General features: G+C 59.9%; 26 protein-coding genes. 12 read left to right on the top strand and 14 right to left on the bottom strand.

What is annotated here, in order from left to right; genetic code table 11:
- The first annotated feature begins 9 nt into the window (after positions 1-9).
- Positions 10-1,284, top strand: coding sequence for a diaminopimelate decarboxylase (lysA, locus tag RBB49_RS08415; RefSeq protein ID WP_306142276.1), 1,275 nt, complete (start codon positions 10-12; stop codon positions 1,282-1,284).
- 125 nt (positions 1,285-1,409) lie between these two features.
- Positions 1,410-4,007 (top strand): TIGR02302 family protein, encoded by a 2,598-nt coding sequence (locus tag RBB49_RS08410; protein WP_306142275.1) that lies wholly within the window; start codon positions 1,410-1,412, stop codon positions 4,005-4,007.
- 13 nt (positions 4,008-4,020) lie between these two features.
- Here the strand turns inward: RBB49_RS08410 and RBB49_RS08405 are convergent, their stop codons facing one another.
- The 4 genes from RBB49_RS08405 to RBB49_RS08390 all read right to left on the bottom strand — a co-directional run bounded on the left by RBB49_RS08405 (position 4,021) and on the right by RBB49_RS08390 (position 6,638).
- Positions 4,021-4,611: a LysE family translocator gene (locus RBB49_RS08405; protein ID WP_306142274.1), complete on the bottom strand. Its 591-nt coding sequence runs from the start codon at positions 4,609-4,611 to the stop codon at positions 4,021-4,023.
- 106 nt (positions 4,612-4,717) lie between these two features.
- On the bottom strand, positions 4,718-5,113 hold the full coding sequence (locus RBB49_RS08400) for a response regulator (RefSeq protein WP_306142273.1): 396 nt from the start codon (positions 5,111-5,113) through the stop codon (positions 4,718-4,720).
- Positions 5,114-5,115: 2 nt separating this feature from the next.
- Positions 5,116-5,682 (bottom strand): hypoxanthine phosphoribosyltransferase, encoded by a 567-nt coding sequence (hpt, locus tag RBB49_RS08395; protein ID WP_306142272.1) that lies wholly within the window; start codon positions 5,680-5,682, stop codon positions 5,116-5,118.
- 2 nt (positions 5,683-5,684) lie between these two features.
- Positions 5,685-6,638: a zinc-ribbon domain-containing protein gene (locus tag RBB49_RS08390; RefSeq protein ID WP_306142271.1), complete on the bottom strand. Its 954-nt coding sequence runs from the start codon at positions 6,636-6,638 to the stop codon at positions 5,685-5,687.
- A gap of 194 nt (positions 6,639-6,832) precedes the next feature.
- On the opposite strand from RBB49_RS08390, the gene ftsE reads away from it, so the two are divergent.
- The 4 genes from ftsE to RBB49_RS08370 all read left to right on the top strand — a co-directional run bounded on the left by ftsE (position 6,833) and on the right by RBB49_RS08370 (position 10,221).
- Positions 6,833-7,492 (top strand): cell division ATP-binding protein FtsE, encoded by a 660-nt coding sequence (ftsE, locus tag RBB49_RS08385; protein WP_306142270.1) that lies wholly within the window; start codon positions 6,833-6,835, stop codon positions 7,490-7,492.
- Positions 7,493-7,548: 56 nt separating this feature from the next.
- The gene (locus tag RBB49_RS08380) at positions 7,549-8,589 is read left to right on the top strand and encodes an ABC transporter permease (RefSeq protein WP_306142269.1); all 1,041 of its coding nucleotides are present in this window, start codon (positions 7,549-7,551) and stop codon (positions 8,587-8,589) included.
- A gap of 142 nt (positions 8,590-8,731) precedes the next feature.
- A complete protein-coding gene (locus RBB49_RS08375) occupies positions 8,732-9,370 on the top strand; it encodes a YdcF family protein (RefSeq protein ID WP_306142268.1) in 639 nt (212 codons plus the stop codon).
- A gap of 56 nt (positions 9,371-9,426) precedes the next feature.
- Complete coding sequence (locus tag RBB49_RS08370) at positions 9,427-10,221, top strand: 1-acyl-sn-glycerol-3-phosphate acyltransferase (RefSeq protein WP_306142267.1); 795 nt, start codon at positions 9,427-9,429, stop codon at positions 10,219-10,221.
- Here the strand turns inward: RBB49_RS08370 and RBB49_RS08365 are convergent.
- Positions 10,213-10,734, bottom strand: coding sequence for a gamma-glutamylcyclotransferase (locus RBB49_RS08365; protein WP_306142266.1), 522 nt, complete (start codon positions 10,732-10,734; stop codon positions 10,213-10,215). The genes RBB49_RS08370 and RBB49_RS08365 overlap by 9 nt on opposite strands.
- A gap of 104 nt (positions 10,735-10,838) precedes the next feature.
- On the opposite strand from RBB49_RS08365, the gene RBB49_RS08360 reads away from it, so the two are divergent.
- Positions 10,839-11,897, top strand: coding sequence for a DUF2125 domain-containing protein (locus tag RBB49_RS08360; RefSeq protein WP_306142265.1), 1,059 nt, complete (start codon positions 10,839-10,841; stop codon positions 11,895-11,897).
- A gap of 24 nt (positions 11,898-11,921) precedes the next feature.
- Here RBB49_RS08360 and RBB49_RS08355 read toward each other — a convergent pair whose 3' ends face one another.
- On the bottom strand, positions 11,922-12,383 hold the full coding sequence (locus tag RBB49_RS08355) for a GNAT family N-acetyltransferase (protein WP_306142264.1): 462 nt from the start codon (positions 12,381-12,383) through the stop codon (positions 11,922-11,924).
- Positions 12,384-12,546: 163 nt separating this feature from the next.
- Between RBB49_RS08355 and RBB49_RS08350 the strand changes: the two genes are divergently transcribed.
- The 3 genes from RBB49_RS08350 (at position 12,547) to RBB49_RS08340 (ending at position 14,641) form a co-directional block, all read left to right on the top strand.
- Positions 12,547-13,446 carry a DMT family transporter gene (locus RBB49_RS08350; RefSeq protein WP_306142263.1) on the top strand — a complete coding sequence of 300 codons (900 nt, stop codon included), beginning with the start codon at positions 12,547-12,549 and terminating at the stop codon, positions 13,444-13,446.
- A 94-nt stretch (positions 13,447-13,540) separates the two neighbouring features.
- Positions 13,541-14,425: a CoA ester lyase gene (locus tag RBB49_RS08345; protein WP_306142262.1), complete on the top strand. Its 885-nt coding sequence runs from the start codon at positions 13,541-13,543 to the stop codon at positions 14,423-14,425.
- 12 nt (positions 14,426-14,437) lie between these two features.
- Positions 14,438-14,641, top strand: a complete 204-nt coding sequence (locus RBB49_RS08340; protein WP_306142261.1) for a DUF1737 domain-containing protein — start codon at positions 14,438-14,440, stop codon at positions 14,639-14,641.
- Between the two features lie 347 nt (positions 14,642-14,988).
- On the opposite strand, the gene RBB49_RS08335 is transcribed toward RBB49_RS08340, so the two are convergent.
- The 5 genes from RBB49_RS08335 to RBB49_RS08315 all read right to left on the bottom strand — a co-directional run bounded on the left by RBB49_RS08335 (position 14,989) and on the right by RBB49_RS08315 (position 21,811).
- Entirely contained in the window at positions 14,989-15,762 is a 774-nt protein-coding gene (locus tag RBB49_RS08335) for a sulfotransferase (protein ID WP_306142260.1), read from the bottom strand.
- 315 nt (positions 15,763-16,077) lie between these two features.
- Positions 16,078-17,067, bottom strand: coding sequence for a RimK family alpha-L-glutamate ligase (locus RBB49_RS08330; RefSeq protein WP_306142259.1), 990 nt, complete (start codon positions 17,065-17,067; stop codon positions 16,078-16,080).
- Positions 17,064-17,717 carry an outer membrane lipoprotein carrier protein LolA gene (locus RBB49_RS08325; protein WP_306142258.1) on the bottom strand — a complete coding sequence of 218 codons (654 nt, stop codon included), beginning with the start codon at positions 17,715-17,717 and terminating at the stop codon, positions 17,064-17,066. The genes RBB49_RS08330 and RBB49_RS08325 overlap by 4 nt, the downstream gene beginning before the upstream one ends.
- 84 nt (positions 17,718-17,801) lie before the next feature.
- A complete protein-coding gene (locus RBB49_RS08320) occupies positions 17,802-20,591 on the bottom strand; it encodes a DNA translocase FtsK (RefSeq protein ID WP_306142257.1) in 2,790 nt (929 codons plus the stop codon).
- On the bottom strand, positions 20,588-21,811 hold the full coding sequence (locus tag RBB49_RS08315) for an aminotransferase class I/II-fold pyridoxal phosphate-dependent enzyme (protein ID WP_306142256.1): 1,224 nt from the start codon (positions 21,809-21,811) through the stop codon (positions 20,588-20,590). Before RBB49_RS08315 ends, RBB49_RS08320 begins: the two co-directional genes overlap by 4 nt.
- Positions 21,812-21,983: 172 nt before the next feature.
- Here RBB49_RS08315 and RBB49_RS08310 point away from each other — a divergent pair, with 172 nt between their 5' ends.
- On the top strand, positions 21,984-22,643 hold the full coding sequence (locus RBB49_RS08310; protein ID WP_306142254.1) for an SGNH/GDSL hydrolase family protein: 660 nt from the start codon (positions 21,984-21,986) through the stop codon (positions 22,641-22,643).
- A 2-nt stretch (positions 22,644-22,645) separates the two neighbouring features.
- Here the strand turns inward: RBB49_RS08310 and RBB49_RS08305 are convergent, their stop codons facing one another.
- The 3 genes from RBB49_RS08305 to RBB49_RS08295 all read right to left on the bottom strand — a co-directional run bounded on the left by RBB49_RS08305 (position 22,646) and on the right by RBB49_RS08295 (position 24,861).
- Positions 22,646-23,164, bottom strand: coding sequence for a hypothetical protein (locus tag RBB49_RS08305; protein ID WP_306142253.1), 519 nt, complete (start codon positions 23,162-23,164; stop codon positions 22,646-22,648).
- A 19-nt stretch (positions 23,165-23,183) separates the two neighbouring features.
- Complete coding sequence (locus RBB49_RS08300) at positions 23,184-23,447, bottom strand: DUF1674 domain-containing protein (protein WP_306142252.1); 264 nt, start codon at positions 23,445-23,447, stop codon at positions 23,184-23,186.
- Positions 23,448-23,622: 175 nt separating this feature from the next.
- Entirely contained in the window at positions 23,623-24,861 is a 1,239-nt protein-coding gene (locus tag RBB49_RS08295) for a glycosyltransferase family 87 protein (protein WP_306142251.1), read from the bottom strand.
- Between the two features lie 362 nt (positions 24,862-25,223).
- Between RBB49_RS08295 and htpX the strand changes: the two genes are divergently transcribed.
- The gene (gene htpX / locus RBB49_RS08290; RefSeq protein ID WP_306142250.1) at positions 25,224-26,186 is read left to right on the top strand and encodes a zinc metalloprotease HtpX; all 963 of its coding nucleotides are present in this window, start codon (positions 25,224-25,226) and stop codon (positions 26,184-26,186) included.
- Positions 26,187-26,310 lie beyond the last annotated feature (124 nt).

Here is a 26,310-nt window from a genome sequence, read left to right as displayed (position 1 = left end):
GAGGCAGTCTTGCATCATTTCGATTACAAAAACGGCGCGCTTCACGCCGAGGATGTCGCAGTCGAAGAGATTGCGCGCACGGTCGGCACGCCTTTCTATTGCTACTCGACCGCGACCCTGACACGACACTACCAGGTGTTTGCGTCGGCATTTGACGATATTCCGTCGCTGGTCTGCTACGCGATGAAGGCGAACTCGAACCAGGCCGTCCTGAAAACGCTCGGGCAGCTCGGTGCCGGTATGGATGTGGTGTCCGAAGGCGAGCTGCGACGGGCCAGGGCCGCGGACGTTCCCGCCAGCAAGATCGTGTTTTCCGGCGTCGGCAAGACCGAGGCCGAACAGGCCTACGCGCTGGAAGAAGACATTCTCTGCTTCAATGTGGAATCGGAACCTGAACTGCTGCAGCTTTCGCGCGTTGCAAGTGAAATGGGCCGCACTGCGCGGGTTTCCATGCGCATCAATCCGGATGTGGATGCGAAGACCCATGCGAAAATCGCGACCGGCAAGGCGGAGAACAAGTTCGGCATTCCGTGGCAGCGCGCGCGGGATGTCTATGCACATGCGGCGAAGCTGCCGGGCATCGAGGTCACCGGCATCGACATGCATATCGGGTCCCAGATCACCGAGCTTGGGCCGTTTGACGATGCGTTCGCCCGGCTTGGCGAGCTGATTTCCGACCTGCGCGGCCAGGGTCACAAGATCGAACATGTCGATCTGGGCGGCGGGCTGGGTATTCCCTATGTCAGCGACAACGATCCCCCACCGCACCCGGACGCCTACGCGGAAGTGGTCAAGAAACACGTTCGCGAACTCGACTGCATGGTCATGTTCGAACCGGGCCGTCTGATCGCTGGTAATGCCGGTATCCTTGTGACCAGCGTGATCTACGTGAAGGAAGGGGCCGACAAGACGTTCGTCATTGTCGACGGGGCAATGAACGACCTGATCCGGCCAACGCTCTACGAGGCCCATCACGAAGTCCGGCCGATGAAGGAGGATATCGGCGATCTTGATCGAATCAGGGCCGATATCGTCGGTCCGGTGTGCGAAACCGGGGACTTTCTCGCCCAGGACCGGGACATGGCAAAAGTGGAGGCTGGGGATATCCTTGCGATCTATTCCGCCGGTGCCTACGGCGCGGTCCAGTCAAGCACCTACAATTCACGTCTGTTGATCCCGGAAGTCCTCGTAAACGCAGATCAATTCGCTGTCGTACGGCCGCGTCTTTCCTATGAAGAGCTGCTTGGACTCGATCGGATGCCGGATTGGCTCAAGGCTTCGTGACGCAATCGGCGCGGAATTAGTTGTTCCGACCTGTTGCCGGATCGCTCCTTATGCCTCACTTTATAAGGTGGTGGGCCGATCCCGACGCTGACATTCAAGCCTCGGGGTATGAACCGGAGGTGCCTTTGAGCCCGAAAGACAGCGATCAGGATGCAGGCAGATCGAAAGATCCCGGTGCGGCCGGCTGGCGGGACTATATCCAGTCACGCCTCGATACACTCATAGGCCAAAGCCGGGTTGCGCTGTTCGTTGAACGGTTTTGGCGCGCTCTGCTGCCCTTGCTCGTCGTTGTCGGTATCTATGTTGGCTTGTCCTGGCTCGGGCTCTGGATGGTCCTGCCCGTCTGGATCGGACTGGTCGGGATCGCTCTGTTCGCGGCCGCGCTCGTTTGGGCGTCGAGAGATCTTTTCCAGCTCAAATGGCCCTCGCGCGAAGACGCGCTGCAGCGTGTCGAAAAGACGTCGGGCTACAAGCACAGGCCGTTGACCGCGCTCGAGGATGACCTTTCGGTCGGTTCCGACAACCCGGAAAGCCGGGCTATCTGGGCGCTGCATCAGCGGCGGACTGCGGAGGCCGTTGCGGCGATCCGCTCCAAAGCACCGGATCCGCAGGCGTTCCGCCGGGATCCGTGGGCGCTTCGGGTTCTCGCGGCCTGCCTGCTCGTGATCGGGTTCGGCGCGGCGCACGGCGATCATGTGGGACGTCTGACGTCGGCGTTCCAGAACCCGTTCAAGACGGTCGAACCGCCGAGCCGGCTGGACGCCTGGGTCACGCCGCCGATCTACACCAGCGAACCGCCGATCTATCTCACCGGCGAGAGTGCACAGCTGCGCGAGGCAGGGGCACCCATATCCGTGCCCGAGGGTTCTATTCTTGTTGTGCGGTCGCAAGGGTCGCAGGAAATCAGCATGACATTCGCCGGCCCGGATGAAACCGAGCCGAATGTGGTTGAACCGGACCAGGAGATCGGTGAGGAAACCGATGCCGAGCTTGCCAGGCTGCTGCCGGTCGAACGGCGGCTGACGCTCGAAACCACCGGCGTCGTCGAGCTTGCGAACACGGATGCGCCGGAAGAACCGTTCCTGCGGTTCGTGTTTTCGGTAAAGCCGGACCACGCGCCCGAAATCCGCCTTGTCGATGACCCGGAAGCGCAATTGAGCGGGGCTCTGAAGTTTTCCTATCTGGTCAATGACGACTACGGGGTTGTCGCCGCCGAGGCGCGCATTACGCCCCTGCCCAACCCGGATCATCAGGACCGGGTCCCCCGTCCGCTTGTCGAGGCGCCGCAGTTTCCGCTGTCCCTGCCGCCGCGCACCGGAACGGCCAAGACAGCCGAGACGATCCGGGATCTGACGTCACATCCCTGGGCGGGATCTGAAGTCGATCTGACCCTGCTTGCCCGCGATCAGGCGTCTCAGGAAGGACTTTCCCCGCCCTATCGCATCACCTTGCCGCAGCGCCGCTTTGCCAAGCCGCTGGCGCGGGCAATTGTCGAACAGCGCCGGAACCTTGCTCTGGATGCGCAGAACCATGCGCAGGTGATCACGGCGATGGACGCCTTGATGCTTGCGCCGGAGCTTTTCGATTTCAGGGCCCGCAACTACCTGGGCATGCGCTTTGCCTATGGCGAACTGATCCATGCGGAAACCGATGACGATCTCAAGGCCATGCTGCCACTGCTGTGGGACCTGGCGCTCTCGATCGAGGACGGAGACCTGTCGGCCGCCGAGCGCAAGCTGAGAGATGCCCAGGAGGCCTTGCGCAAGGCGCTGGAAGAAGGCGCGAGCGATGAGGAAATCGCCAAGCTGACCCAGGAGCTTCGCGAGGCACTGAACGAGTACATGCAGGCGCTGGCGGAGCAGATGCGGCAGAACCCCCAGGCGATGCAGCCCTTCGACGGCAACCAGCAGACGCTCAATCAGCAGGATCTGAGCGAGATGCTGGACCGGATCGAGGAACTTGCCCGGACCGGATCGCGGGATGCCGCGCGCGAGCTGTTGGCGCAGATGCAGCAGATGCTGGAAAACCTTCAGGCCGGCAGGCCGCAGATGATGCCTGAAGGCATGAACAGCGAAATGATGGAGATGCTCAACCAGCTTGGCGAGATGATCCAGCAGCAGCAGCAACTGATGGACGAAACCCACAGGTTCAATCAGGACGAGCAGCGCCAGCGCGGCAATCAGCAGCAGGGGCAGCAGCAACAGGGCCAACAAGGCCAGGGACAGCAGATGACCCAGGAGCAACTGGAACAGATGCTCCAGCAGCTGCAACAGGGCCAGGGCGATCTGGCGCAGCAGCTGCAACAGCTGATGGATCAGCTCGGTCAGAACGGCATGGGCCAGAACGAGGCGCTCGGCCAGGCGGGCGAATCCATGGGAGATGCCCAGCAATCGCTCGGCCAGGGGCAAGGACAGCAGGCGCTCGGACAGCAGGGCGATGCCCTTGATGCACTCCGCCGCGGTGCCCAGAGCATGACCGAACAGATGATGGGACAGGGCGAAGGCGCCGGGAACCCCAACGGGCCCTCGCCGCTTGACGAAGATCCGCTTGGGCGCCCGCGGCGCACCGAAGGCCCCGATTTCAACAACCGGGTGCAGATCCCGGACGAAATCGACGTGCAGCGTGCCCGGCGTATTCTTGAGGAGCTGCGCAGACGCTTCTCCGATCCGTCGCGGCCGCAACTGGAACTGGACTATCTGGAGCGGCTGCTGAAGCGGTATTGATCCCGGGGGGCCTTCAGTCCGTTGCGAGAAATGCCAGCGCAACGACGGCAAGCAGCGACCCGGCCATCGCAAAATTGATGCGGCGCTGCACCCGCGGGTCGAGATCAAGCCGGTGCAATGCCATCCCGGCGTACAGCCAGATGAAATGGATCGGCAACCAGATCATGTTCATGATCAGGAACTTCAGAACCGTTTCAATAAACAGGCTCTCCGGCCAGAACGCGAAACCTGTCAGGAGCGCGGTGTTCACCGCGTAGGCCTTCGGGTTCACCGTTTGCAGGATTATGCCGGACCAGAAGCCGGGGGCCGTCTTGGCCTCGCTGAAGCCGATGCGCGAACCGGCAAACGCGATCTTGTAGGCGAGATAGACCAGATATCCCATCGACGCGACCATGAGGACGGCCCTGATGTTCTCGTTTGCCAAAATCACGGCCGCCATTCCCGAGACGACCGCAAGTGCAACAAGATTGGTGCCGACAAACAATCCGCCGATATAGCGCGCGCCTGCAGCAAAGCCGAAGGCCGAGCCGACGCCGGCGACGGACAGGACGCCGGGTCCGGGTGTAATGATGAGGAAGAAGACCGCAAGCGCGAAGGTGATCATGCCTGCGTGGTAGAAGATGGGACAGGCCAGGTCAATGCGGTGCTACCGCATGCGCCGGTTGCTTCGCGAGGACTTGTGGTCCCGATTGATGGATACGTCCATGGGCTTACGCGTATCTGCGCGTGTCCTCCGGCAGAACGCCTGAGATGGCATCGCGCACCGCCTTGCGGATATCGGCGAGGGAGAACGGCTTGGTGATCACGTCATGTACCAGCGCGTCCAATCCGTTGGCTCTTTCGCGCTGATCGGCGAAGCCGGTCATCAGCAGGATCGGCATGTCCGGAAAATCGCGCGCCGTGTGCAGCGCGAGCGCTATGCCATCCATGACCGGCATCTTGATGTCGGACACAAGCAGGTCGAAGCCGCCTTTTTCGCGGGTGAGCACTTCGACGGCCTCACCGCCATCCTCGGCGACGCTGACCGTATGTCCGTCAAGCTCCAACGCGCGCTTCACGAAGCTTCTTACCGCGTCATCGTCTTCCGTGAGAAGAATGCGAGACATGCTCACTCTCCTGTCTTGCCGTCAGCTGCCGCTTCGTTTTCAGAAGGTGCAACATATCCAATAAAGGGCAACTGCCGCCACGCGTGACCCATATCCATACCGTATCCGACGACAAACTTATCAGGACAGGCAAACCCGACATAGTCTGCAGATATGGCAGCTTTGCGGCGCTCGGGCTTATCCAGCAGCGCCGCGATCTTGACGGAGCGTGCCCCGCGCTCCATCAACCGCTCGCGGGCGAAGGCCAGCGTGCGGCCCGATTCTAAGATGTCATCGACCAGAATGATGTCACGATTTGTCACGTCGCTTTCAACATCGCGCAACACGCGGATGTTGTCCGACCCTTCCGTGCCGGCCCCGTAGGAAGACAGGTGGATGAACTCCATCTCGGGCTCCAGTTCGGCACGGTGCATGGCCCTGACAAGGTCAGCGGCGAAAATGAAGCTGCCTTTCAGCACTGCAACGACCAGCAGATCCCTGGGTTGGCCTTCTGCAATTTCCCGCGCAAGCGCTGCGACCCGCATGGCGATGGCGTCTTCGTCGAAAAGCGTGTGAATGTTTGTCGTCATGGTCACTCAAGTACTATCTGGCGTTGCCCGCGCTCTATGAAACGGACCTGAATATCGGAAGCGTCCTGCGGAGGATCGGCCAGTATCGTCCTGAACCGGGTCTCGTCGAGCCCGTTGAGCGCCTTGGTCCGGGGCTCCACGGTCCAGGCGTATACCTCCTGGAGATCCGAATTGCGAATCGACAGCCGGACGGCGGGAACGGGATTGGCTTCATCGAGGAGATTGCGGATCGAACCCTCCACGACAAGGATCTGCTTGCCTGCCTCGATTTCAGAGAAGGTGCGCAGGTTCCTGAATTCCAGCCCGCGCAAGTTGACGTCAAACCCGATCATCTGGAAGAGGCTGGCCAGGTCTGGCGACTGTTTGACCATGCCGTCGCGCAGGAACACAAACGAGGCGACCACGGCGAGCGCGACACCGAATATCAGGATGCCGCCGATCCGTCTGAAGTTTCGCCGCCCAAGCCAGCCGATGACAGCGCCGATGTGATTGCGCCGGAACTTGTCCGGATTGACGATGATCTTCGGTCTTTTGGCCTGCGACTCGATGTCCTCGGTGCCGTCGTCCTCATCACCGTTTTCATCGGCCTCGAGGTCTGCGGCGAAATTGTCCTCGTCTTTTGTCGAAGGCGGATCGTCATCACCTGCCGAAAAGCCGTCGTCCTCATCGTCGGTATCGAATGAGTCCTCGTCATCCTGCTGGCTGGCATCGTCCGAAGGCGCATTGTCGGCTTCAGCGTCTGCGGCCCATTCCGCCTCGTCCTGGGCAGCGTCTTCTTCGTCGGGCTTTGCAGCCGATCCGGCTTCGGCATTCTTGAATTCGGCGGCATCGTCGTCATCGGCCGAAACAAACCAGCGGTTGCCGCATTTGGCGCATTTGACGCTGCGCCCTTGCTGGCCTACAGCTTCCGCCTTTATTTCGTAGGACGTACTGCAATCCGGACATGTGATCTTCATTTGTGAAGACCTTTCGTCATGGCATGCTCAAGTGCTGTTCTCGTGTGACCGATCAGGCGAATTCCAGCACGAAATGTTGGACAAATGCCAGCAAATCCGGTGATGGGCTTTCAGGATTCTAATGGACCTTTATATGATTAATGCACCGTTAACGGCATGGCTATAGCGTCGGTCCATCAACAGGAGACATTTGTGTGATCCGCTTTGAGAATGTCGGATTGAGATACGGCATGGGACCGGAAATCCTGCGCGACCTGACCTTTCAGATCGAGCCGCAGTCGTTTCAGTTTCTGACCGGACCTTCGGGCGCGGGCAAGACCAGCCTGATCCGGCTTCTTTTCATGTCGCTTCGGCCAACGCGCGGCCTTATCAAGGTGTTCAATCGCGACCTGAGCGTCATCGACAAGCAGGAATTGCCGAAACTGCGCCGCAAGATCGGGGTCGTTTTTCAGGATTTCCGGCTGCTGGATCATCTGACGACCTACGAGAATGTCGCTTTGCCGCTGCGCGTCGTCGGCAAGCAGGAATCCGACTATCGTGCCGATGTGATCGACCTTCTGAAATGGGTCGGGCTCGGAGACAGAATGCATGTGCTGCCACCCGTTCTTTCCGGCGGTGAGAAACAACGCGCGGCAATCGCTAGAGCGCTGATCACACGGCCCGAGGTTCTGCTTGCCGACGAGCCTACGGGAAACGTGGATCCACCCCTTGCGCGCCGTCTGTTGCGTCTTTTCATAGAATTGAACAAACTCGGCACGTCCGTGGTCATCGCAACACACGATATCGCATTGCTGGAACAGGTGGATGCACGGCGGATGGTGCTCGCGGACGGACGCCTTTCGATATTCGACTAGCAATTCCCCCTTTAAAAAGAAGGGGTGTGGCGGAAGACAGACAACCAGGCAACAGAATGGCCCAACCAGACACAGAAGATGACAAGCAGGCGTCTGTCGTCGAAGTCAAACCGCCGAAACGGCCGGGGCGTCCCAAGCGGACCAGGAAAAAACCGAAGCCGAAAGCCGCAAAACCGGAACAGGGCGATGATGCCAAGCTGCGGCCGTCGGCTGCGATCGTGCCGCCGCAATCGGTCGCCGGCCGCGCGCTGACACTCGTTGTCGCCATCATGAGTTTCCTGGCCTGCCTCACGGTTGGTGCCGTGACCGTCGTCTGGGATGCCGCCGATGCCTGGCAGAACGATCTTGTTCGGGAAATCACGATCCAGATCCGGCCGACGGAAGGCGTCGACATGCTGCGCGAGATCGACAAGGCCGTTGCGCTCGTCCAGGAGTTCCCGGGCATCTCCGCCGTGCGCGCCCTCTCCGACGCGGAAACCAAGTCCCTGTTGGAGCCGTGGCTCGGCGAAGGACTTGAACTCGAAGGACTGCCTGTCCCAAGGCTGATCCAGATCTCGATCGGCGACCCCGACCTCGTGGACCTGCAACAACTGCGCACATCCGTGTCCCAGCAGGTAACAGGTGCCAGTGTCGATGACCACTCCATCTGGACATCGCGCCTTTCGGCAATGGCCGGCGCGGTTGTTGCCGGTGGTGTCGCCATCATGATCCTCGTGCTCGGATCCATGGTGCTCAGCGTGGTGTTTGCGACCCAGTCGGCCATGGCGGGCAACAAGGACGTTGTCTCCGTCCTGCACTTTGTCGGTGCCGAAGACGGTTTCATCGCAAGAGAGTTTCAACGCCACTTCCTTTTGCTCGGCCTCAAGGGGGGAGTGTCGGGCGGTGTCGCCGCGATCCTGTGTTTCGTATTTGTGGATCTGCTCACGCGCCAGTCTTCCGGGCAGGCGGGGTCCGATCAGTTGTCAGCCCTGTTCGGTTCCGTCTCCGTCAGCCTGCCTGGCTACCTGGGTGTGCTGGCGGTGGTCTTTCTTGTCGCGATCCTGACGGCACTGACCTCCGGACTTGCGGTGAAGGCGCATCTGGCAAAAGTGGATTGATTTTAATGGTCAATGCCGCGAAATTGGCTCAATCGAAGACCACACTCGTCCAATGATGCGTTTAGACACAGCGTTTGATTCGGCCTCTCGGAGTGGCCTGGAAGCTGGTGCAGCTGAAGAAAGTGGCACCGGCACCGCAAACGTGTCCGCGGAAATTACCCGGTCCGCGACCGGGGGTGTGCGGAAGAAACGCTTCGGGTTGCGCATTGCCTTCGTTACGGTGCTGCTTGCGCTTGCCGGTGGGATCCTCGGCCAATTTCTCTATTTCGCGCATCAGATCTCGACGGCGACGGTGCCGGACGTGACCAGTGCGGATGCGATTGTTGTGTTGACCGGCGGTCAGGCCCGCGTCAGCGAAGGATTGCGTCTGCTGGAAGAAGGCCACGCCGACCGGCTGCTGATATCCGGTGTGCACCCGGGTACGACGCGTGAGCAGCTGGCGGCTGTGACATCGTCAAGCATGCCGCTTGAAAAGGCCAGCGTCGATCTTGACAGGGTTGCCCTCAACACGGCGGGCAATGCCACGGAAACCGCGGTATGGGTGCAAAAGAACGGCTTCAACTCGCTTCTGGTGGTCACCAGCGCCTACCATATACCGAGAGCGAAGGCGGAACTCTCCGACGTGTTGCCGGACGTCAACCTGATTGCCTACCCGGTCTTCGCCAAAGACCTTGAATTGGACACCTGGTATCAGAAGCCTGCCACGATCCGGCTTCTCATGCGCGAATATGTGAAGTATATCCTCGCCAGACTCCGCAATACCGTAAGGGCCATGAGCTGAATTCGATCAGAACCTGGCTTAGCGGCGACCTTGCTCTGTTCTGGTTTTCTGGTGCCATGATTCTTCTGCGATCTACCCTTTTTCAGGTGCTGTTTTACGCGGTAACCTTCATTGAAATGATCCTGTTCTCGCCGGTGATGCTATTGCCGCGCAAATGGGGCTGGCCCATCGTGCCGTTCTGGTCGCGCAGCCTTATTTGGCTGATGCGCGTGGTCGCAGGCCTGAAGGTGGAGATCAGGGGCCGGGAGCACCTGCCGGAAGGCGGATATATCGCCGCGATGAAACACCAGTCCGCCTGGGAAACGGTGTCGCTTATCCCGTTGTTTTCAAGCCCGACTTTCATCCTGAAACGCGAACTTCGCTGGATACCGATTTTCGGATGGTACACGGCGAAATACCGGCAGATCCCCATCAATCGCGGCAAACGTTCAGAAGCGCTGGCGGCGATGATGGAAGCCGCCAAGGAAGCAATCGCCGAAGAACGCCAGATCATGATCTTCCCGGAAGGGACGCGCCGCCCTGCCGGCGCGGAGCCGAAATACAAATACGGGATCACGCATCTCTACCGGGACCTGAAATGCCCGGTTGTTCCGATCGCGCACAATGCCGGGCTCTACTGGCCGCGTTCGTCGTGGAAGGTCTATCCGGGAACGGTGATCGTCGAAATCCTGCCGCCGATCGAGCCGGGTCTTTCGAACGAGGTTTTCTATGAACAGCTGGTCGAGACGATTGAAACGGCCAGCAACAGGCTGATCGAGGAAGCCAGGACCGCGCCGGAGCCGTCCCCCGTGCTCAAGAATGTCGATGCGGGTAAGCGGGCCGCAGGGGCCGAGGTCATGTCCTCACAGTGATTTCAGGCGTTCGGCGAGCCAGGCAAGATTGCTGTCGGCAATCCCCATTTCCTCAAGATGCGCGGCTGTGTTGATCACGTATTCCGGGTTCTCGCCCGACTTTCCGACCGCCCCGTCCACGATTTTCAGCTGTTCCTCGAGCGGCAGCGCGCCCGCATATTGCGGATGGCCGTGGTCGACCATGTAGACAAGCGCATGCACCTTCTCGCCGCCATCAAGTTCGATGTTGTGCCAATGTTCCTTGTAGACCATCGTGGTCTGCTCACGGGCACGAAGATAGTCCAGAGTGTCCGGCCAGATATCTTCGGCCACCTGGTAGGCCATGCCGCGGCAGGCACCGCCATTGTCCAGTCCGAACACAAGTCCGGGCCGTTCCTGGGTGCCGCGATGAACCCATGAGTAAACACAGAGTGCCCGGTGAGCGCCTCTCAAAAGGGCCGGTGCGGATCGAATATGGTTGAATCCCGGGTTCCACATCAAAGACCCGTAGCCAAATACCCAAAAATTGCTCATATCGTCCTGTCTATCATTATGCCGCTGGCGGAGATAGCAATACCGGGACAATGATTCAATGAAGCGCGCATGCCGGTCTGATAGAGAGCGCCGAACCGAGAGTGATGAAAGCAGTGTCAGAACACGAGAACAAGCCAAGCAAGCCGTCAAGACGCCGGTACATCCTGCTTATGTGCGCCATCGGGCTGGTCATCGCCGGATGGTCGGGCGCCTGGTTCTTCGGCCGGTCCGTGCTCGCCGACCAGCTCGACACACAGCTGCAGGCCCTGAAAACCAACGGACTGGATCTCTCCTGTTCGGACCTTGCGATCGCCGGCTATCCCTTTCGGTACGAAGTATACTGCACGGAACTTGCGTCCAGTGACCGTTACGGTACCAGGGGATCGCTCGGGGGGCTCAATGCCGTCGCGCTGATCTATAACCCCTGGCATATCATTTTCGAGGCCAAGGCACCGGCATCCATCGCCGAACCGCTCGGCGGTGTTCTCGGCGAGATGAGCTGGGACACGGCACGCGCGAGCGTCAAGTTTTCCAGCAGCGCGCTCGGCGCGTTCGATGCCGTCCTGCAAAAGCCCGAGGCGGCTTTTGAAAACCCGGTGTCACGCGGGTTGTTTGCGGCCGAGAAGGCGGAGATCCACCTGCGCAACGCCCCTGAAACAACCAATGCGGTGGACGGTTTTATTTCCGTCGATGCGCTGCAGCTGAAATCTTTGCCGGAATTCGGTGCGGTGATCGACATGCGCGGCCACGTTCAGGTGGCGGGCGGTTCCGCGCTTCTGACCGGAGCCAATCTTGCCGCGCTGGTGCAACAGCAGAACGGCCGGCTTCCGGTCAAGCTGGTGCTGTTTGAGACCGTTGTCGGAGACAGCCGCGTCGATGCGGCCGGAGATCTTCTGGTCAACGGGGATGGAACGGTTTCCGGCAAAATCAATCTGACGATCGGCAATGCAGACGGGTTGCTTGAGTTGATCAAGCCGCTGTTTCCCCCACGCGACAACAGCTTTTCGATTGTCAGCAGTGTGGTTCAAAGCCTGAAAGGGGCGGAAAGCGATATCGACGGTGTTCCATCAATCGCGCTTCCCGTCGCAATCGATCAGGGACTGATACGCATCGGCTTCCTGACGCTCGGCCGGATCCCGCCGCTCTTTTCGGCAGGCACATAACACGGCAAGGGAGCCGTGCGCCGGTCAGTCTCCGGCGACACGGTCGATCGGGATCACATAGCTTTTGCGATGGTCGGGTTCGGCGATTTTTTCGTAAAGCGCAACCGCCGGTGCATTCTTGCCCGGCACGATCCAGCGCAGATGGAGCCAGCCGCGTTTCTTGCCCTCGCTTACGAGAGCCTCGATGATCCTTCTCCCAATACCTTCATTGCGGTGGTCGGGATGGACGTAGATCTCGTCAAGCTGGCCGATGCGCAGTCCCGTGATCAGTTCGGGCAGGTCGAAATACACACCGAACCCGACCAGGTCGTCACCTGAGAATGCGCCGAGCACTTCGGCGTTCCTGTCCGACAGGATCCGCTCCGCGTAGTAGTCGTCGGGGCGCCGTGGCGCGCCACGCTTCAGGGCCTGGGCGTTTTCCGCAATGAGTGGCGCAAGCTTGTGAGCATCATCCTGCCCAAGCGTTCTGATTTCCGCAGTTGTCATGAATTCCCCGGATATCACAGGTCAAAAATCGTGCCCCAACATGTCCCGAAACGGGAGCCGGGATCAAGGACCTGAGTGAAATTCTTCTCAACGCAAAGACACTCTTCCTGTTTTCGGCGAACTGTGCCAAGAGCGCAGGAGGGATTCAGGCGGGCAGGTCACAGTGGCAGATGTGGGACGAACAAGAGCAACGGTGATCGGCCTGAGCGCCGTCCTGATGTGGGCAACGCTTGGTGTCTTCGGCGCGGGCTCCGGGAACGTGCCTCCCTTTTTGCTGAATGCGCTGTGTTTCGGCATTTCCGGCTCGCTTGCGACGATCTGGCTGGCCTCGTCCGGCCGCCTCGGTTTGCTCAGGCAACCGGCCAGGATCTGGATTTTCGGGACCGTCGGGCTGTTCGGCTTCCATTTCTTCTATTTCACGGCCATCCGCAATGCGCCGCCGGTTGAAGCCAATCTCATCAACTACACCTGGCCGCTGCTGATCGTTCTTTTTTCCGCATTTCTTCCCGGAGAGAAGCTTCGCGCGCATCATGTTCTTGGTACGGTGCTCGGACTGGGCGGGGCCGCCCTTCTGATCAGCGGCGGCGACGGCATCCGATTTTCTGATGAGCATGCCATCGGCTATGGGGCGGCGGTTGCGTCTTCCCTTTTCTGGTCGAGCTATTCGGTTCTGTCCAGGCGGCTCGGCAAGGTGCCGACAGAGGCCGTTGCGGGTTTCTGTCTGCTGACCGCCGCGCTTTCGCTTGCCTGTCACCTGGTGCTGGAGCAGACGGTCTGGCCTGAAGATGCCGTGGAATGGGCCTCGGTTTTTGCGCTGGCGCTGTTTCCCGTCGGACTTGCGTTTTTCACCTGGGACATCGGCGTGAAGCGCGGCGACATCCAGGTGCTCGGGGCTGCCGCCTATTCAGCGCCATTGCTGTCGACGCTACTGCTCATTGCCTTCGGCTTCGGAGCGCTGACGCTTTCCGTCGTCATCGCCTGTCTCGCGATCACTCTGGGCGCCGTCATCGCGGCCAGGGACATGATTTTCAAAAAGGGCGGCGGCAACGGAAGCGCTGTGTGAAAACACCCGTCGCCTTCTCCCTTCGGTGAATTTCGCAGCGCGGTACAATCTTCTAGTCTGCGCCGACTTGGTTCCGTATCCACAGGATGTCCCGATGACCGCAACGATCAGGCCCCGCCGTTCCGCCCTCTATATGCCGGGTTCCAATGCCCGCGCGCTTGAAAAAGCGAAAACCCTTGATGTCGACTGCCTGCTGCTGGACCTCGAGGACGCCGTCGCGCCCGATGCCAAGGATCTCGCGCGCAGGCAGATCAGCGATGCGATTGCGGGGGGCGGTTACGGTGACCGGGAAGTCGTCATCCGGATCAACGCGCTGGAAACGCCCTGGGGTGAAACCGATCTCCAGGCGGCGATCCAGGCCGGTCCGGACGCGGTCCTGGTGCCCAAGGTGAACTCGGCGGCCGATCTGCAGCGGGTCGCGCACCTCTTGTCGCTGCACAATGCGCCCGCAAACCTGACGCTCTGGGCGATGATGGAAACACCGGAAGCCATGCTGAATGCCGGTGCCATCGGTGCCTGCGGCAGAGACCCCGAAGTCAGGCTGGACTGTTTCGTCATGGGAACGAACGATCTTGCCAAGGAAACCCGCGCGCAGCTCACACCCGGGCGGGCGGCAATGACGCCATGGCTCATGACATGCGTTGCCGCGGCGCGGGCGGGCGGTATCGACATTCTGGACGGTGTCTACAACGCCTTTCAGAACGAAGAGGGGTTCGCTGCCGAGTGCAGGCAGGGTGCGGAAATGGGCATGGACGGCAAGACCCTTATCCATCCGAAACAGCTTGCGCCCTGCCATGCCGCGTTCAGCCCGAGCGAAGAGGAAATCGACTGGGCACGCAGGATCAACGACGCGTTCGAGCAGCCCGAAAATGCCGACAAGGGCGCAATCCAGGTGGACGGAAAGATGGTCGAGCGGCTACATGCGGAGATGGGCAAGAGGGTTATCGCGATCGCCGATGCCATTGCCGCGCGTGGTTGACGGGACGGACAAATGAAACTCTACAGGCTGATTACAGGTACGGATGACAGCGCATTCTGCCATCGGGTGACCCAGGCACTGAACAATGGCTGGGCGCTTCACGGGTCGCCGTCCATTTCCTTCGACACCGCCAAAGGAACGGCGATCTGCGGACAGGCCGTGGTCAAGGAAGCAGAGGGCACCTATTCGCCCGACATGAAGCTCGGCGAGCAATAGCCGGCTGCAAATGTTTCCGGCACCGGATGTTCAACTGCGAAAGCCCGGTACCGTTCCATCTCAAGAAGCGTCGCTCCGGGGCTAGGGTACGGACCCATAAATGACGCCGATTTGGCGGCAGAAATGGCAAAACCTCGCGAGGAAGCGTGTGCAGAGCGGGCTTTTCGCCCGGTCAAGCGCGGTGACGCTGCGAGATACAGCCATTTTGCCGTCCTTCGGATTTGGCCGTTTTGGCCATCTGCAGCGTCGCGAAAGGCTTGAAAATGAAGCACATTTCCTGCGCTTTCGCTCCTTGCAGTTGGTCAAAACGATCCAAACCAAATTGACTTCATTTGTGAGTCCGTACCCTAGTGTTTCAGCCTGGTCTCCAGAAGCTCGGCAACGCTGGCCGCATCAAACGGCTCCTTGAGGAACTCGAACAAGGGTTCAAGCTTCCCGGCGCCTTCAAGATAATCTTCGTATCTCAGCCGGTGGCAGACCTCGGCGTTCTTTTGCGCATAATCTGCCGTCAGTTCCTCGAAGTTATCCCATTTCCTGCGAACATCTGCGGGCTGCATGTTTTTCCAGAACGACGATTTGACGACATTCTCAAAGGCGCGGTTCTGAAAAATGAAGCGGCTGCCCGGAAAATACGCGCGGATGGTATCGAGAAATTTCGGGAAGTATTTCGGATCGTTGTGATACCGGATTTCCTTGAAGCCGAGAACGCGGGCCTCGCCCTTCGGACAGAGCACCTTGGAAACGAATGTATCGAACAGGCTCAGCGCATAGTCATCGACGCTGACATCCTCCATGCCGTACCATGGATCGAGCGACGTGCCGACCATCTTGCCGAAATAGGGCCGCTCGCTGGAAATGATCGACCGCTGCGGTTCCTGCCTCTGCTGAAAATTCCCCTCGCCGCGGATGGCGGTTACCGAGCGGCACAAATGGACCAGCGCATTGCAGTTCTCCCCCCGCACGAAATAGCCCGGGATGGAATTCAGCAAATGCTGGGTCAGGGTCGAACCGGACCGCCCGAACGCCACCACAAAGATGTATCCATCCTTGGGGAAATACAGCGAAGGATACTGCCTGTGCAGCTGGAAACTGTCCTCCCGGAGCGGCAATACATTCGACATTTTCTTGATCTCCTAAACGAGCGGTGCCTGTACGAACCCCTTGGTCCGCCGGAACGCGCTTTACCCCAACCACCATGCCCGCGATCGCCGGTGCCTACCCGCGTGATTTCCATTACTTGAAACCTGATGTTGGCGGACAGTGTTCGATGCCGGCGATCAGCGGCATACTGAAAAGGAGACATGAAAAATGGCTGTTTTTTGTTGATGTGAAGCTTTGCGCTCTCAAATAGCGAAATTTAATTTGAAACATCGAAATTATTTCTAATTTCATTTCGATTTTTATAGTATTCTCTATCTGGTATCTTCTATTTGAAACTAATTTTCAAATAATTTTTGAAAAAGCGCAGTGTAGACGAACTTGACACATGTCGCTTCGTGAGGACCTTGCCGGTAGAGATTGTTCAACCCGGGGGCTGCGTTCACTTCCAGGACAGCAGCGCCGGCTTCCTGCCTATTGCCGCCGGGAACGATCATGTCCACGCCCGCATATCGCAGACCAAGTGCGGTGGCTGCCGCACGCGCGGTTTCAACGTGTTCGGGCGCGAGACGGTCCGTGACGATTTCAGCGGTTCCACCCGCGGACAGATTGGTCACGGGCAAGACCGCGATCCGCTCGCCGATGCCGGGAATACTGCCACGCGTGTATCCCTGCCGGGTCAGGGCGGCATCGATCCTGGCGTCGGACGCGACGATCTTCGGGTGAGCGTCGATCAGCGCCGCGATACTCAGACGGCCGTCACCGGTGACGGCAGGCGCCTTGCGTTCAACGGCGCACAGGACCACGCCGTCAAGAATGATAACGCGCAAGTCCCGGCCCCTGATTTCCTTTTGAACAAGCAGCTGAGCATGCGTGTCTGAAAGCAGCTGCAGCGCGCGCTCGAACTCAGCGCTGTCGCCGGCGCGCATGACATCCTGCCCTTCCTGACCGATGTTGGGTTTCAGGAAGAGCGGAAAGCCGTTTTTTTCAACGAATTCGGAAATGGATGCAGGCAGCTGGCGGCCATCGCGGATCTGCGAGCCGAAGACAAGCAGGGTTTCCGGGACGCGGACACCTGCCTGCTGCAGGAAGTGGAGCGAATACGCCTTGTCATTTGCGATCTCGGCGCAGCCGAGCGGATTTATGTCGAACCGCGTCCCCTTGAAATACCAGCGCTTCCCGTTACGGTTTTCGACGCAGCCCGCATGACCGTGGCTGTCGCCGGCAGCCAGGCAAAGACCGTGCTCTCTGCAATAGAGTTCAAGTAGATCGAATACGACCGAACGGCCACCCGTGTCCGTGTCGCCTGACCGCCCGGTTCCGTTCAATTCCGGCCTTTGCGCTGATTGGCATTGGCCAGATAATCGATCTTGAAGAGATCGGGATTGGTCGGGGCGTTGGAGACAACGTTGTAGACGGCAACGGATGTGTCGTAGCCCTGCTGATCGGTCACGGTCCATTGCTTGAGGGCGAAATTGTCGGTGTCGAAGATCAGCGTCAGCGTTCCCGAATTGAACCTGGTCTTGTCGAAAATCGTGACGGTGATCAGGTCCTTTTCGACAAGGACGTTCGTGACGTTGGTGTCTTTTTCAAGATCGATCGAGTCGGACAACAGAAAACGGAGCGGGGTCTGGCCCAGGGGCCAGATATCCTGAGTGTTCAGCTTGCGATCCCTGACGGAAACGGATTTGCCGTCTGCGACGATGTCGAGAACGGATGGTTTGTTGTAGTAGAAGCGGACCTTGCCGGGACGCGCCATGTAGAACTTTCCGTCGGACTGGCTGCCGTCCGGGCCGAACTGGATGAAGTCGCCGTGCATCGTCTTGACGGAGTTGAAATAGCTGCTCAGCTCCTTGAGCGTCTTTTGCTCCTGCTGGGTCAGCGCATGCGCCGGCAGCAGACAGGTGAGAACCAGGGCTGCCGCAACAAAAAAGCGGCCAAGATGTTCTATTAGACGGGAGGCAAAGCGTGTCGGCATGATGCAATGTCCTAGGTCGTTAAATATTGCGAATACTATACCCCAGGTAATGCGCCTGTGTGGCAAAGCTTTGGCATTTGCGGCCTAAAACTCTTCCTCGACGCCGTTTTGCACGAGAATTTCCCGCTTTCCGGCATGGTTGGCGGGGCTGATAAGCCCTTCCTGCTCCATCCGCTCGATAAGAGATGCGGCCCGGTTGTAGCCGATGGAAAGCCGTCTCTGGACATAGGAGGTCGACGCCTTCTTGTCGCGCAGCACGATGGCAACGGCCTTGTCGTACAGTTCGTTGCCTTCGCCACCACCGGCCAGGCCACCGCCACCGCCATCATAGGGGCTCTCGGCTTCCTCGTCCTCTTCGGTGACCGCTTCGAGATATTGCGGCGTTCCCTGGACCTTCAGATGCTTGACGATATCCTCGACCTCGTCGTCTGAGACGAACGGCCCGTGAACGCGCTGTATCCGTCCACCGCCGAGCATGAAGAGCATGTCGCCCATGCCGAGAAGCTGTTCGGCCCCCATTTCGCCGAGAATCGTGCGGCTGTCGATCTTGGATGTGACCTGGAACGAGATCCTGGTCGGGAAGTTGGCCTTGATCGTACCGGTGATCACGTCAACGGAGGGACGCTGTGTTGCCATGATCAGGTGAATGCCGGCGGCACGCGCCATCTGGGCAAGGCGCTGGATCGCCCCTTCAATGTCCTTGCCCGCAACCATCATCAGGTCGGCCATCTCGTCGACGATCACGACGATATAGGGCATTTTCTCGAGCGGCAGTTCCTCTTCCTCGTAGATCGGCTGGCCGGTGTCCCGGTCAAATCCGGTCTGGACGGTGCGGGTGAAGCTTTCACCCTTCTCAAGAGCCTGCTTGATACGTGTGTTGTAGCCGTCGATGTTACGCACGCCCATCTTGGACATCTTCTTGTAGCGGTCTTCCATCTCGCGGACGGTCCACTTCAAGGCAACCACGGCTTTTTTCGGATCGGTCACAACCGGCGTCAGGAGATGCGGAATTCCGTCATAGATGGACAGTTCGAGCATCTTCGGATCGATCATGATCAGTTTGCACTGTTCCGGGGTGAGCCGGTACAGCAGCGACAGGATCATGGTGTTGATCGATACCGACTTACCCGAGCCGGTGGTACCGGCGACAAGCAGGTGAGGCATGCGCGCAAGATCCGCGACGACACTTTCGCCATTGATGGTCTTGCCGAGTGCAAGCGGGAGCTTGGCCTTGGATTTTTCGAAATCCTGTGCGGCGATCAGTTCGCGCAGCAACACGGTTTCGCGGCGCGCATTGGGCAGTTCGATGCCGATTGCATTCTTGCCGGGTATGACGGCGACGCGGGCGGAGATCGCGCTCATCGACCTTGCGATGTCATCGGCAAGCCCGATGACGCGGGAAGACTTGATGCCGGGTGCCGGTTCCAGTTCGTAGAGCGTGACAACCGGGCCAGGGCGCACTTCGATAATCTCGCCGCGCACGCCGAAATCCTCAAGGACACCTTCCAGAATGCGCGCATTCTGTTCCAGCGCATCGGCGGAAAGACCCGGAACCTTGCCGCTCGCCTTCGGCTCCGAAAGCAGCCGCAGCGGCGGCAGTTCGTATTCTTCCGGAGCGCCCAGGAAGGAAGGCTGAGCTTCCTCGATCGCCCGCTTGCTCTGTTTCGGTCTCGGGGCGGGCGGGATAACACGGCCGGTCTGTGCCGCCGGGGGAGCGGGCTGTCCAGGTGCAGTCTGGGGCTGGTTCGGCGCCGCGATGCCAACCGGCATCGCCTGCTGACCCGCGACCGGTCCCTTGTCGATCAGAAGATCGTCGGGCTCGAACCCTTCGCCTTCCTCATCGAACGGCTCATCCATGAACGGGCCGTCCGGATCCTCGTCCTCAACGTCACGGCCGCGTTCGTAAAACCGGTCAAGGCCGTCATCGTCATTCGGCATGAGCCGGCCGGTCAGTGCGCGCCGCAATGCGGACAGCCTGCCGCCCTGGCGGTCTTCGCCATGATCGCCGTCTTCGTAATCCGCGTAACCGTCCTCGTCCCAGTCTTCGTCGTCGTCGACATGCTGCGTCCGATTCAGGCCCGCGATCCGGCGCAATTTTGCAGTTCCCTGAAGACGCCAATGATCAACCTGTCCGACCATGGTGCTGAAGAAGACAGAGATCCTGGATTCAGCGTCCTCGTCCTCAAGACCGAGTTCCTCTTCGACCGATCGTCCATGCCCCTTTGCGGCCGCAGCGCGCGAACCGGGAGCAAGGTCCGTTTCAGCATCCATCTCGTCCTTGGCACCAAGCCAGCCGGCCGCCGACAGAAGAAAGAAAATGGCCGGAACACCGAGCCCAAGGCCTCCGATGATGGTCGCGGCGCCAGATGTCATGTTCGATGTGACAAACGCCGGCACCTGATGAACACCGTCGCCGAGAAAGCCGCCCAGCCCGGTCGGAAGAGGCCAGCTCTCCGGCACCGGCAGGGCAGCGAGCGCTCCGGCTGACAGGCTCGATCCGATGAGCCAGTAGAACAGCCGTTTGCGTCCGATCCCAAGCGCATGTCCGGCCATGAGCCGCCAGCCCCAGAGCACCAGTGGTATCAGGAAGACTGCGGTCGCCAGTCCGATGGTCTGCATGAGAATGTCGGCGATGATCGCACCCGGGGCTCCGAGCGCATTTCGGACCGTGCCGTCGGTTGCATGGTTGAGGCTCGGGTCGTTAACGGACCAGGTCGCCAGGGAGGCCGCGAGCATAGCCGCGAGCGCAATGATCGCCAGGCCGGATGCACCGACCAGGTTGCGCCGCAGGAACCGCTTGATCGGGCTTTCGGTGTCCAGCAGGTCGACGGGTGACCGGCGGCCGTTGCCGCGGATTGCGCTGGCGCGTCTCATGCCTGTTCTCCAAACCATTTTGCCATCCGCTCCAGCGCAACTTCGGTCTGTTCGAGCGGAGCTGTCAGCCCGACCCGGATGAAGTCGCGGCCCGGGTTGGTGCCGTCCGACTGATCGGAGGCGAGATAACCGCCAGGAACGACCTTGACCCCGCAGTCGCTCCAGAGCCGGCTGGTGAGCGAAATGCCGTCGCCCCAGCGGCTGACATCGAGCCAGAGGAAGAAGCCGCCCTCGGCGGTGACGTTGCCCATGATCGGGCCGAGGAGCCGCTCGGCAACCTCGAATTTCTGATTGTAGAGCCGCCGGTTTTCGATGACGTGGTCTTCGTCCTGGTAGGCGCGGACGGCAACGGCCTGTGCCGGCAGAGGAACCTGCGGCGCGGCCAATCCCCGGAACTTTGCCCATTTGCGCAGAAAATCCGGGTCGCCGGCGGCAAAACCGCAGCGCAGGCCGGCGAGGTTGGAGCGCTTGGACAGCGAGTTCAGCACGATGATGTTGGCAAAGCCGCCGCCCATTGCCCTGGCAGCTTCCAGGATCCCTGTAGGTGGGGTGTCCCGGTAGATCTCCGAATAGCATTCATCGGCAAAAATGTAGAACCGGTGCTTGCGCGCCAGGCCGATCAGCCGCGTCCAGAAGGCGAGGTCGGCCGGATAACCTTCCGGGTTTGTCGGCGAGGCAACATAAAACGCGACGGTTTCCTCAAGCAGATCCGGGTCAAGGCCGTCGAGATCGGGGAGAAAATTGTTCCCCGGAACGGCATCGAGAAGCACGGCGCGTGCATCGGCAACATGCGCGGCGGCGGCGTAGGTCTGGTAAAACGGGTTCGGCAGGATCACCACCGGATGATCCAGACCCTTGGCGAGTTGATCCCTGGCCGCAATGGCGCCGAACGAAAGACCTTCGCGTGATCCGTTCAGGGGCAGAACGCCGTCTTTCGGATCGATCGCGCCACCCAGATTGTACCTCCGGTCAAGCCAGCCTGCCACCGCGCTGCGGAAAGCGTCGGAGCCGTTGATCGGCGGGTAACGCCTGAAATCGGCCATGTTTTCGGCAAGAACCTCAGCCGTAAACCCGGGAATGGCGTGCTGGGGTTCGCCGATCGTCATGATGATCGGATCAAGTCCGGGGGTCTTGCCGTCCAGGAGTTCGGCAAGGCGCTGAAAAGGATTGGAGCTCGGCAGAACAGCGCCGCGCGTATAGGCTTGAGAGCTGGCAGTCATGCAATATCCGGCAGTCGTTACGCAGTACTTTGATCCGACCCTATCGCCCTCTTGGTAAATCTCTGATTAACCAAGGAACAAATGGTGACTTTCCCGATCGCCGATTGCCTGTGATGCCGTTCTTTTTTAAGGTCACGGCAGGAAATCTGATTGTGATCGCAAAAGGTTGCTCATGACGCTGAAAAAGGATCCCGTTTCCGTCGTCTGTTTCGGAGATTCGCTGACCTGGGGGTTCAATCCCACGGACAAGTCCCGGTACGGTCACGATGTCCGCTGGACACGCCGGTTGCAGCAGGAACTCGGGGCTGAGTTTTTCGTCATTGAGGAAGGTGTGAACGGCCGTACCACTGTTTTCGAAGATCCGACGCGCGGAGACAAGAACGGGTTGGCGCACCTTGTGACGGTGCGCAAGACCCACATGCCGATCGATGTCCTGATCATCATGCTGGGGTCAAACGACCTGCAGGACCGTTTCAACATGAGTGCGGATGCCATCGGGCTCGCCATGGGCAGGGTGCTGTTTGCCGCGACACAGGCGACGGACGATGTCGAAGGGCGTGCGCCCAGGATTTTGCTGATGGCCCCGCCTCCCCTGGGGGATTTTACCGGTCTTGAATATGAAGGCCTTTATTCGAACGCGCATGGCGGTGCGCAATCGAGACGGCTGGCTGCCGTCTACGCCGGGCTCGCGAAGCAGTATGGAACAGCGTTTCTCGACGTGGGAACCATCATGTCGCCGAGCCCGAAGGACGCGGTGCATTTCGAGGCGAAGCCCCAGGCGGAACTGGCCAGGGCGATTGCGGCCGAAGTCCGAAAGCTCGTCGAAGACTGACCTCAGGGCGCGATCCGCTGCAGAGCCTTGCGGATGCGTACCTTCACCGAGCCCGCCGTTTCCCGCGCCATCGCCTCGTTCAGCCGGTCAATGGCCTGATCCCTGTGCGCGGGGAAACGCTCGGAATGAAGAGCGAGGCCGAAATAGGCCCAGGCCCGCAGGAACCTGTTCTCCGACTCCAGCGCCTCAAGGATGAAGTCCAGAAGCGGTGCCTCGGCGTCATCAGGGATCGTCAGACGTTCGAGATATTGCAGAAAGTGAAGACGGGTCTCCCAATGGCCGAAACCTGAAATCCCGGCGAGATGCCGCGTGCTTTGCGCGTTGGAAAGCGTCGGCGGGTCACGGTCGAACGCGTGCTTGAGAAGCCATGTCGCACCGCGCTCGCAACTCTGGTTTTCGCTAAGGTCAATCAGCAGATCGACAAGATCCGGCTCTGCGCGAAGCATTTCGTAGGCAGTTTTCAGAGGCTGCGTCGCCTTGCCGTTCCATCCGGACAGCGTGTGTTCAAGCTCGTCGCGCATGCTGGACGTGCCTTTGGTGTCAGAAGTCGACGGTCAATCCCTTGATTTCCCAGTCATCGTAGCGGGTTGGTTCAAGACCGCCGCGGCCGTTCACCTCGTCCGGCAGGGCGCTTTGTTTCGCGTCGATTTCCCGGCGCCTCGCCTCCGCCTCCTTCAGCGCGCGCTGGGCGGCAGGCGGCAGGTCCTCGAAGCGCTTTTTCGGCTTCTCTTCGATTTGGGTCGCAAGGCTCGGGACGTCGCTCTGGCGATAGGCCTGTGTCGGATTGTCTTGTTCGTCTGTCATGATCGCCTGCGATTGCTTCCAGATTCGCGCTCTACACGCGTTGTTGGACACAATATAGGGCAACTCGATCAGGTTTTGCAGCCGAATGCTGGCTTCTTATCCAAAGAACGCGGGGACATGGCCTGCCTGCTGACTGCCGGCACGGCACAGCCTGTCGCAAGGAGCGGCGCAGGCGTCAGGCCCTTTGCAGGGCGTCGCTGCCGCGAAGGGCGGGTCCGGGTGCTCTGCGCCTTGCAAGCAGGAAGAAGGACATGACCAGCAAGGCCATCAGCAGAAAGACCGTGGCTGCATGCGCCGTGAGGACTGCTGGCAGGAGAGGCAACAGCAGCATGTATATCAGCGGCTGCATCCAGGTCAGGCCGGCCAGGAACTGCAGCTCGATCGGCCAGTCGGGCAATGCGCGGGCGATGAACAGAACGCCTGCCGCGAACAAGGGCCAGCTGTAATACATGAAAGACGGTGCGACGAGGGTGCTGAGAAGCAGCAACATGCCGACGCGCAGCCCGCAGGGCCAGTCCCTCGGGAGCCGGAAAGCGCATACCGCACCGGCAACAATAGCGGCCAGAACCAGGGCTGTTCTCAGATCCGCCGCGACACCCAACCGGCCGAGGAACGACCTGAAAGACGTGTCCCATTCCAGGGCTGTCAGCGCATAAGCCTGATAAAGGGGCGTTGAAAACGCTGCCAGGTAACTTTCAAAAACACCGGGTCCGAACATGACCAACGTCACGATCATCCACGACAGCGTTCCGATTGTCGCCCAGGCGATGCATCGCCATGCACCGATACCGGCCAGGAAGAAGGGAACGAGCAGTCCATATTGCGGCTTGATCGTTGCAACCGAAAGCGCCAGACCAGACAGAACGGGGCGCGATCTGGCGTGCATGGTTGCATACACAATCAGCGCTATCACGAAAACAGAGAGGTTGAGCCGGAGCAGGATCTGAACCGGCGCGGCAGAAGCTGCAAACAGTGCGGAAAGGGCGAAAGTCTGCCCGGCCATGCGAGGGATCGCGAAAAGAGCGATCAGCGTAAGGCAGATGAACCCTATCTTGACCGTGGCAAAGTCTGTCCAGGCAAAAACATGAAACACCGGCAAGGCGTGCGGTGGATTGAGGAATATCAGATCCGAAAGCCGTTCCGACAGACCGTCCCGGAACAGAGACGGGTCATAAACATATGACGCAGCGTCATAATTTGACATTTCAGATGCTCTGTAGAACGCTGCCATATCCTCGACCCGGGCCTGCTTCAACGACGCCGGCAGGTGCAATAGCGGGCCTCTTATGTTGAAGAGGCACACCAGCGTTCCGAACGCGGTGATGATCAGCAGCCAGAGGAACGCAGGACCGCCGAAAGCGGTTCTGATGGCCGGAGATTCCCAGAAGGGAAGCAGGCTGCGTTTTGAAGACATGAGATTGACCCGACGGAAGCAGGGGAAGAGAAAAAAGAAGAAACCAAAGGTTGCAACAAAGATTGAAGATTCTGTTAAACCCAGGATTGTAACACAAATAAGTTGTGGTCTTTTTCGAGCTTCAGAGCCGGTTTCCGAAGACCCGGATTCCGCCGGAAACGTTATCTTGCTGCTGAAAAGCGTGAGGAATACCGGCGCCGGGCGCCTTCCCAGAACCGCCGCGGACGCTCGGCGCAAGCGCTACGCGCGCGCGGCAAACTTGCCAAGATTGCCGGCAATACCCATGTTCAGTCAGGATTTTTAACGAGCCGGCGGCGCAGCCGATGCCGGCAAGCCAGAACAGGAAACGGACACCACACGCGATGAACTACGTACGGACAGCCATGCTGCTGGCGGCCATGACCGCGCTCTTCATGGGCATCGGCTTCATGATCGGCGGCCAGGCGGGCATGATGATCGCGCTCGCGATTGCCGCGGCGATGAACCTGTTCAGCTACTGGAACGCGGACAAGATGGTGCTGCGCATGCATCATGCGCAGGAAGTCGATGAGCGTTCCATGCCCGACTTCTATCGCATGGTGAAGCAATTGGCGCAGAATGCCGACCTGCCGATGCCCAAGGTCTACATCATCGACAACCCGCAGCCCAATGCGTTTGCGACAGGGCGGAACCCCCAAAATGCAGCGGTTGCGGCGACAACGGGTCTGTTGAACATGCTCACGCCCGAAGAGGTTGCCGGCGTCATGGCGCACGAGCTTGCGCATGTGAAAAATCATGACACGCTGATCATGACGATCACGGCGACGATCGCCGGAGCGATTTCCATGCTGGCCAATTTCGCGTTTTTCTTCGGCGGCAACCGCAACAATCCGCTTGGCATTGTCGGCATGCTCCTGATGATGATCGTGGCGCCGATGGCGGCAATGGTGGTTCAGATGGCCATCTCCAGGACCCGGGAATATGCCGCTGACCGGATGGGTGCGCAGATCTGCGGCGAGCCCATGTGGCTTGCCTCCGCCCTCGGCAAGATCGCCGGCGGCGTGCAGCGCATTCACAACCCGGATGCGGAAGCCAACCCGGCAACCGCGCATATGTTCATCATGAACCCGTTGTCCGGCGAGCGCATGGACAATCTCTTTTCAACGCACCCGAACACCCAGAACAGGATCGACGAATTGCGCAAGCTGGCCGGCTCCGGTCTCGGATCGGGCGGTGGCGGGTCTTTCACGGCCGGTGCCGGCGCTCCGCAGCCGGGCCCGTGGTCCGGAATGGGAAGCAGGCCCGCGGACGATGCGCCAGAGCGCTCAAAGGGTCCCTGGGGCTAGAGGCTGAGCGGGACGGCAGATTTTTCTTTCTTGCACGCGAACTTCGCCGTAAAATCTGAATTGCGCGCCGCAGCCGGGGTTCCGGGTCTGCGGCGCTTCGATTTCATCGCGAAAAAGCGATGCT

This window comes from Roseibium sp. MMSF_3412 (assembly GCF_030733265.1).
Taxonomy (GTDB): Bacteria; Pseudomonadota; Alphaproteobacteria; order Rhizobiales; family Stappiaceae; genus Roseibium.
The sequence above is the reverse complement of the archived record's forward strand: the minus strand, read 5'-3'. Positions and strand labels throughout refer to the sequence as shown.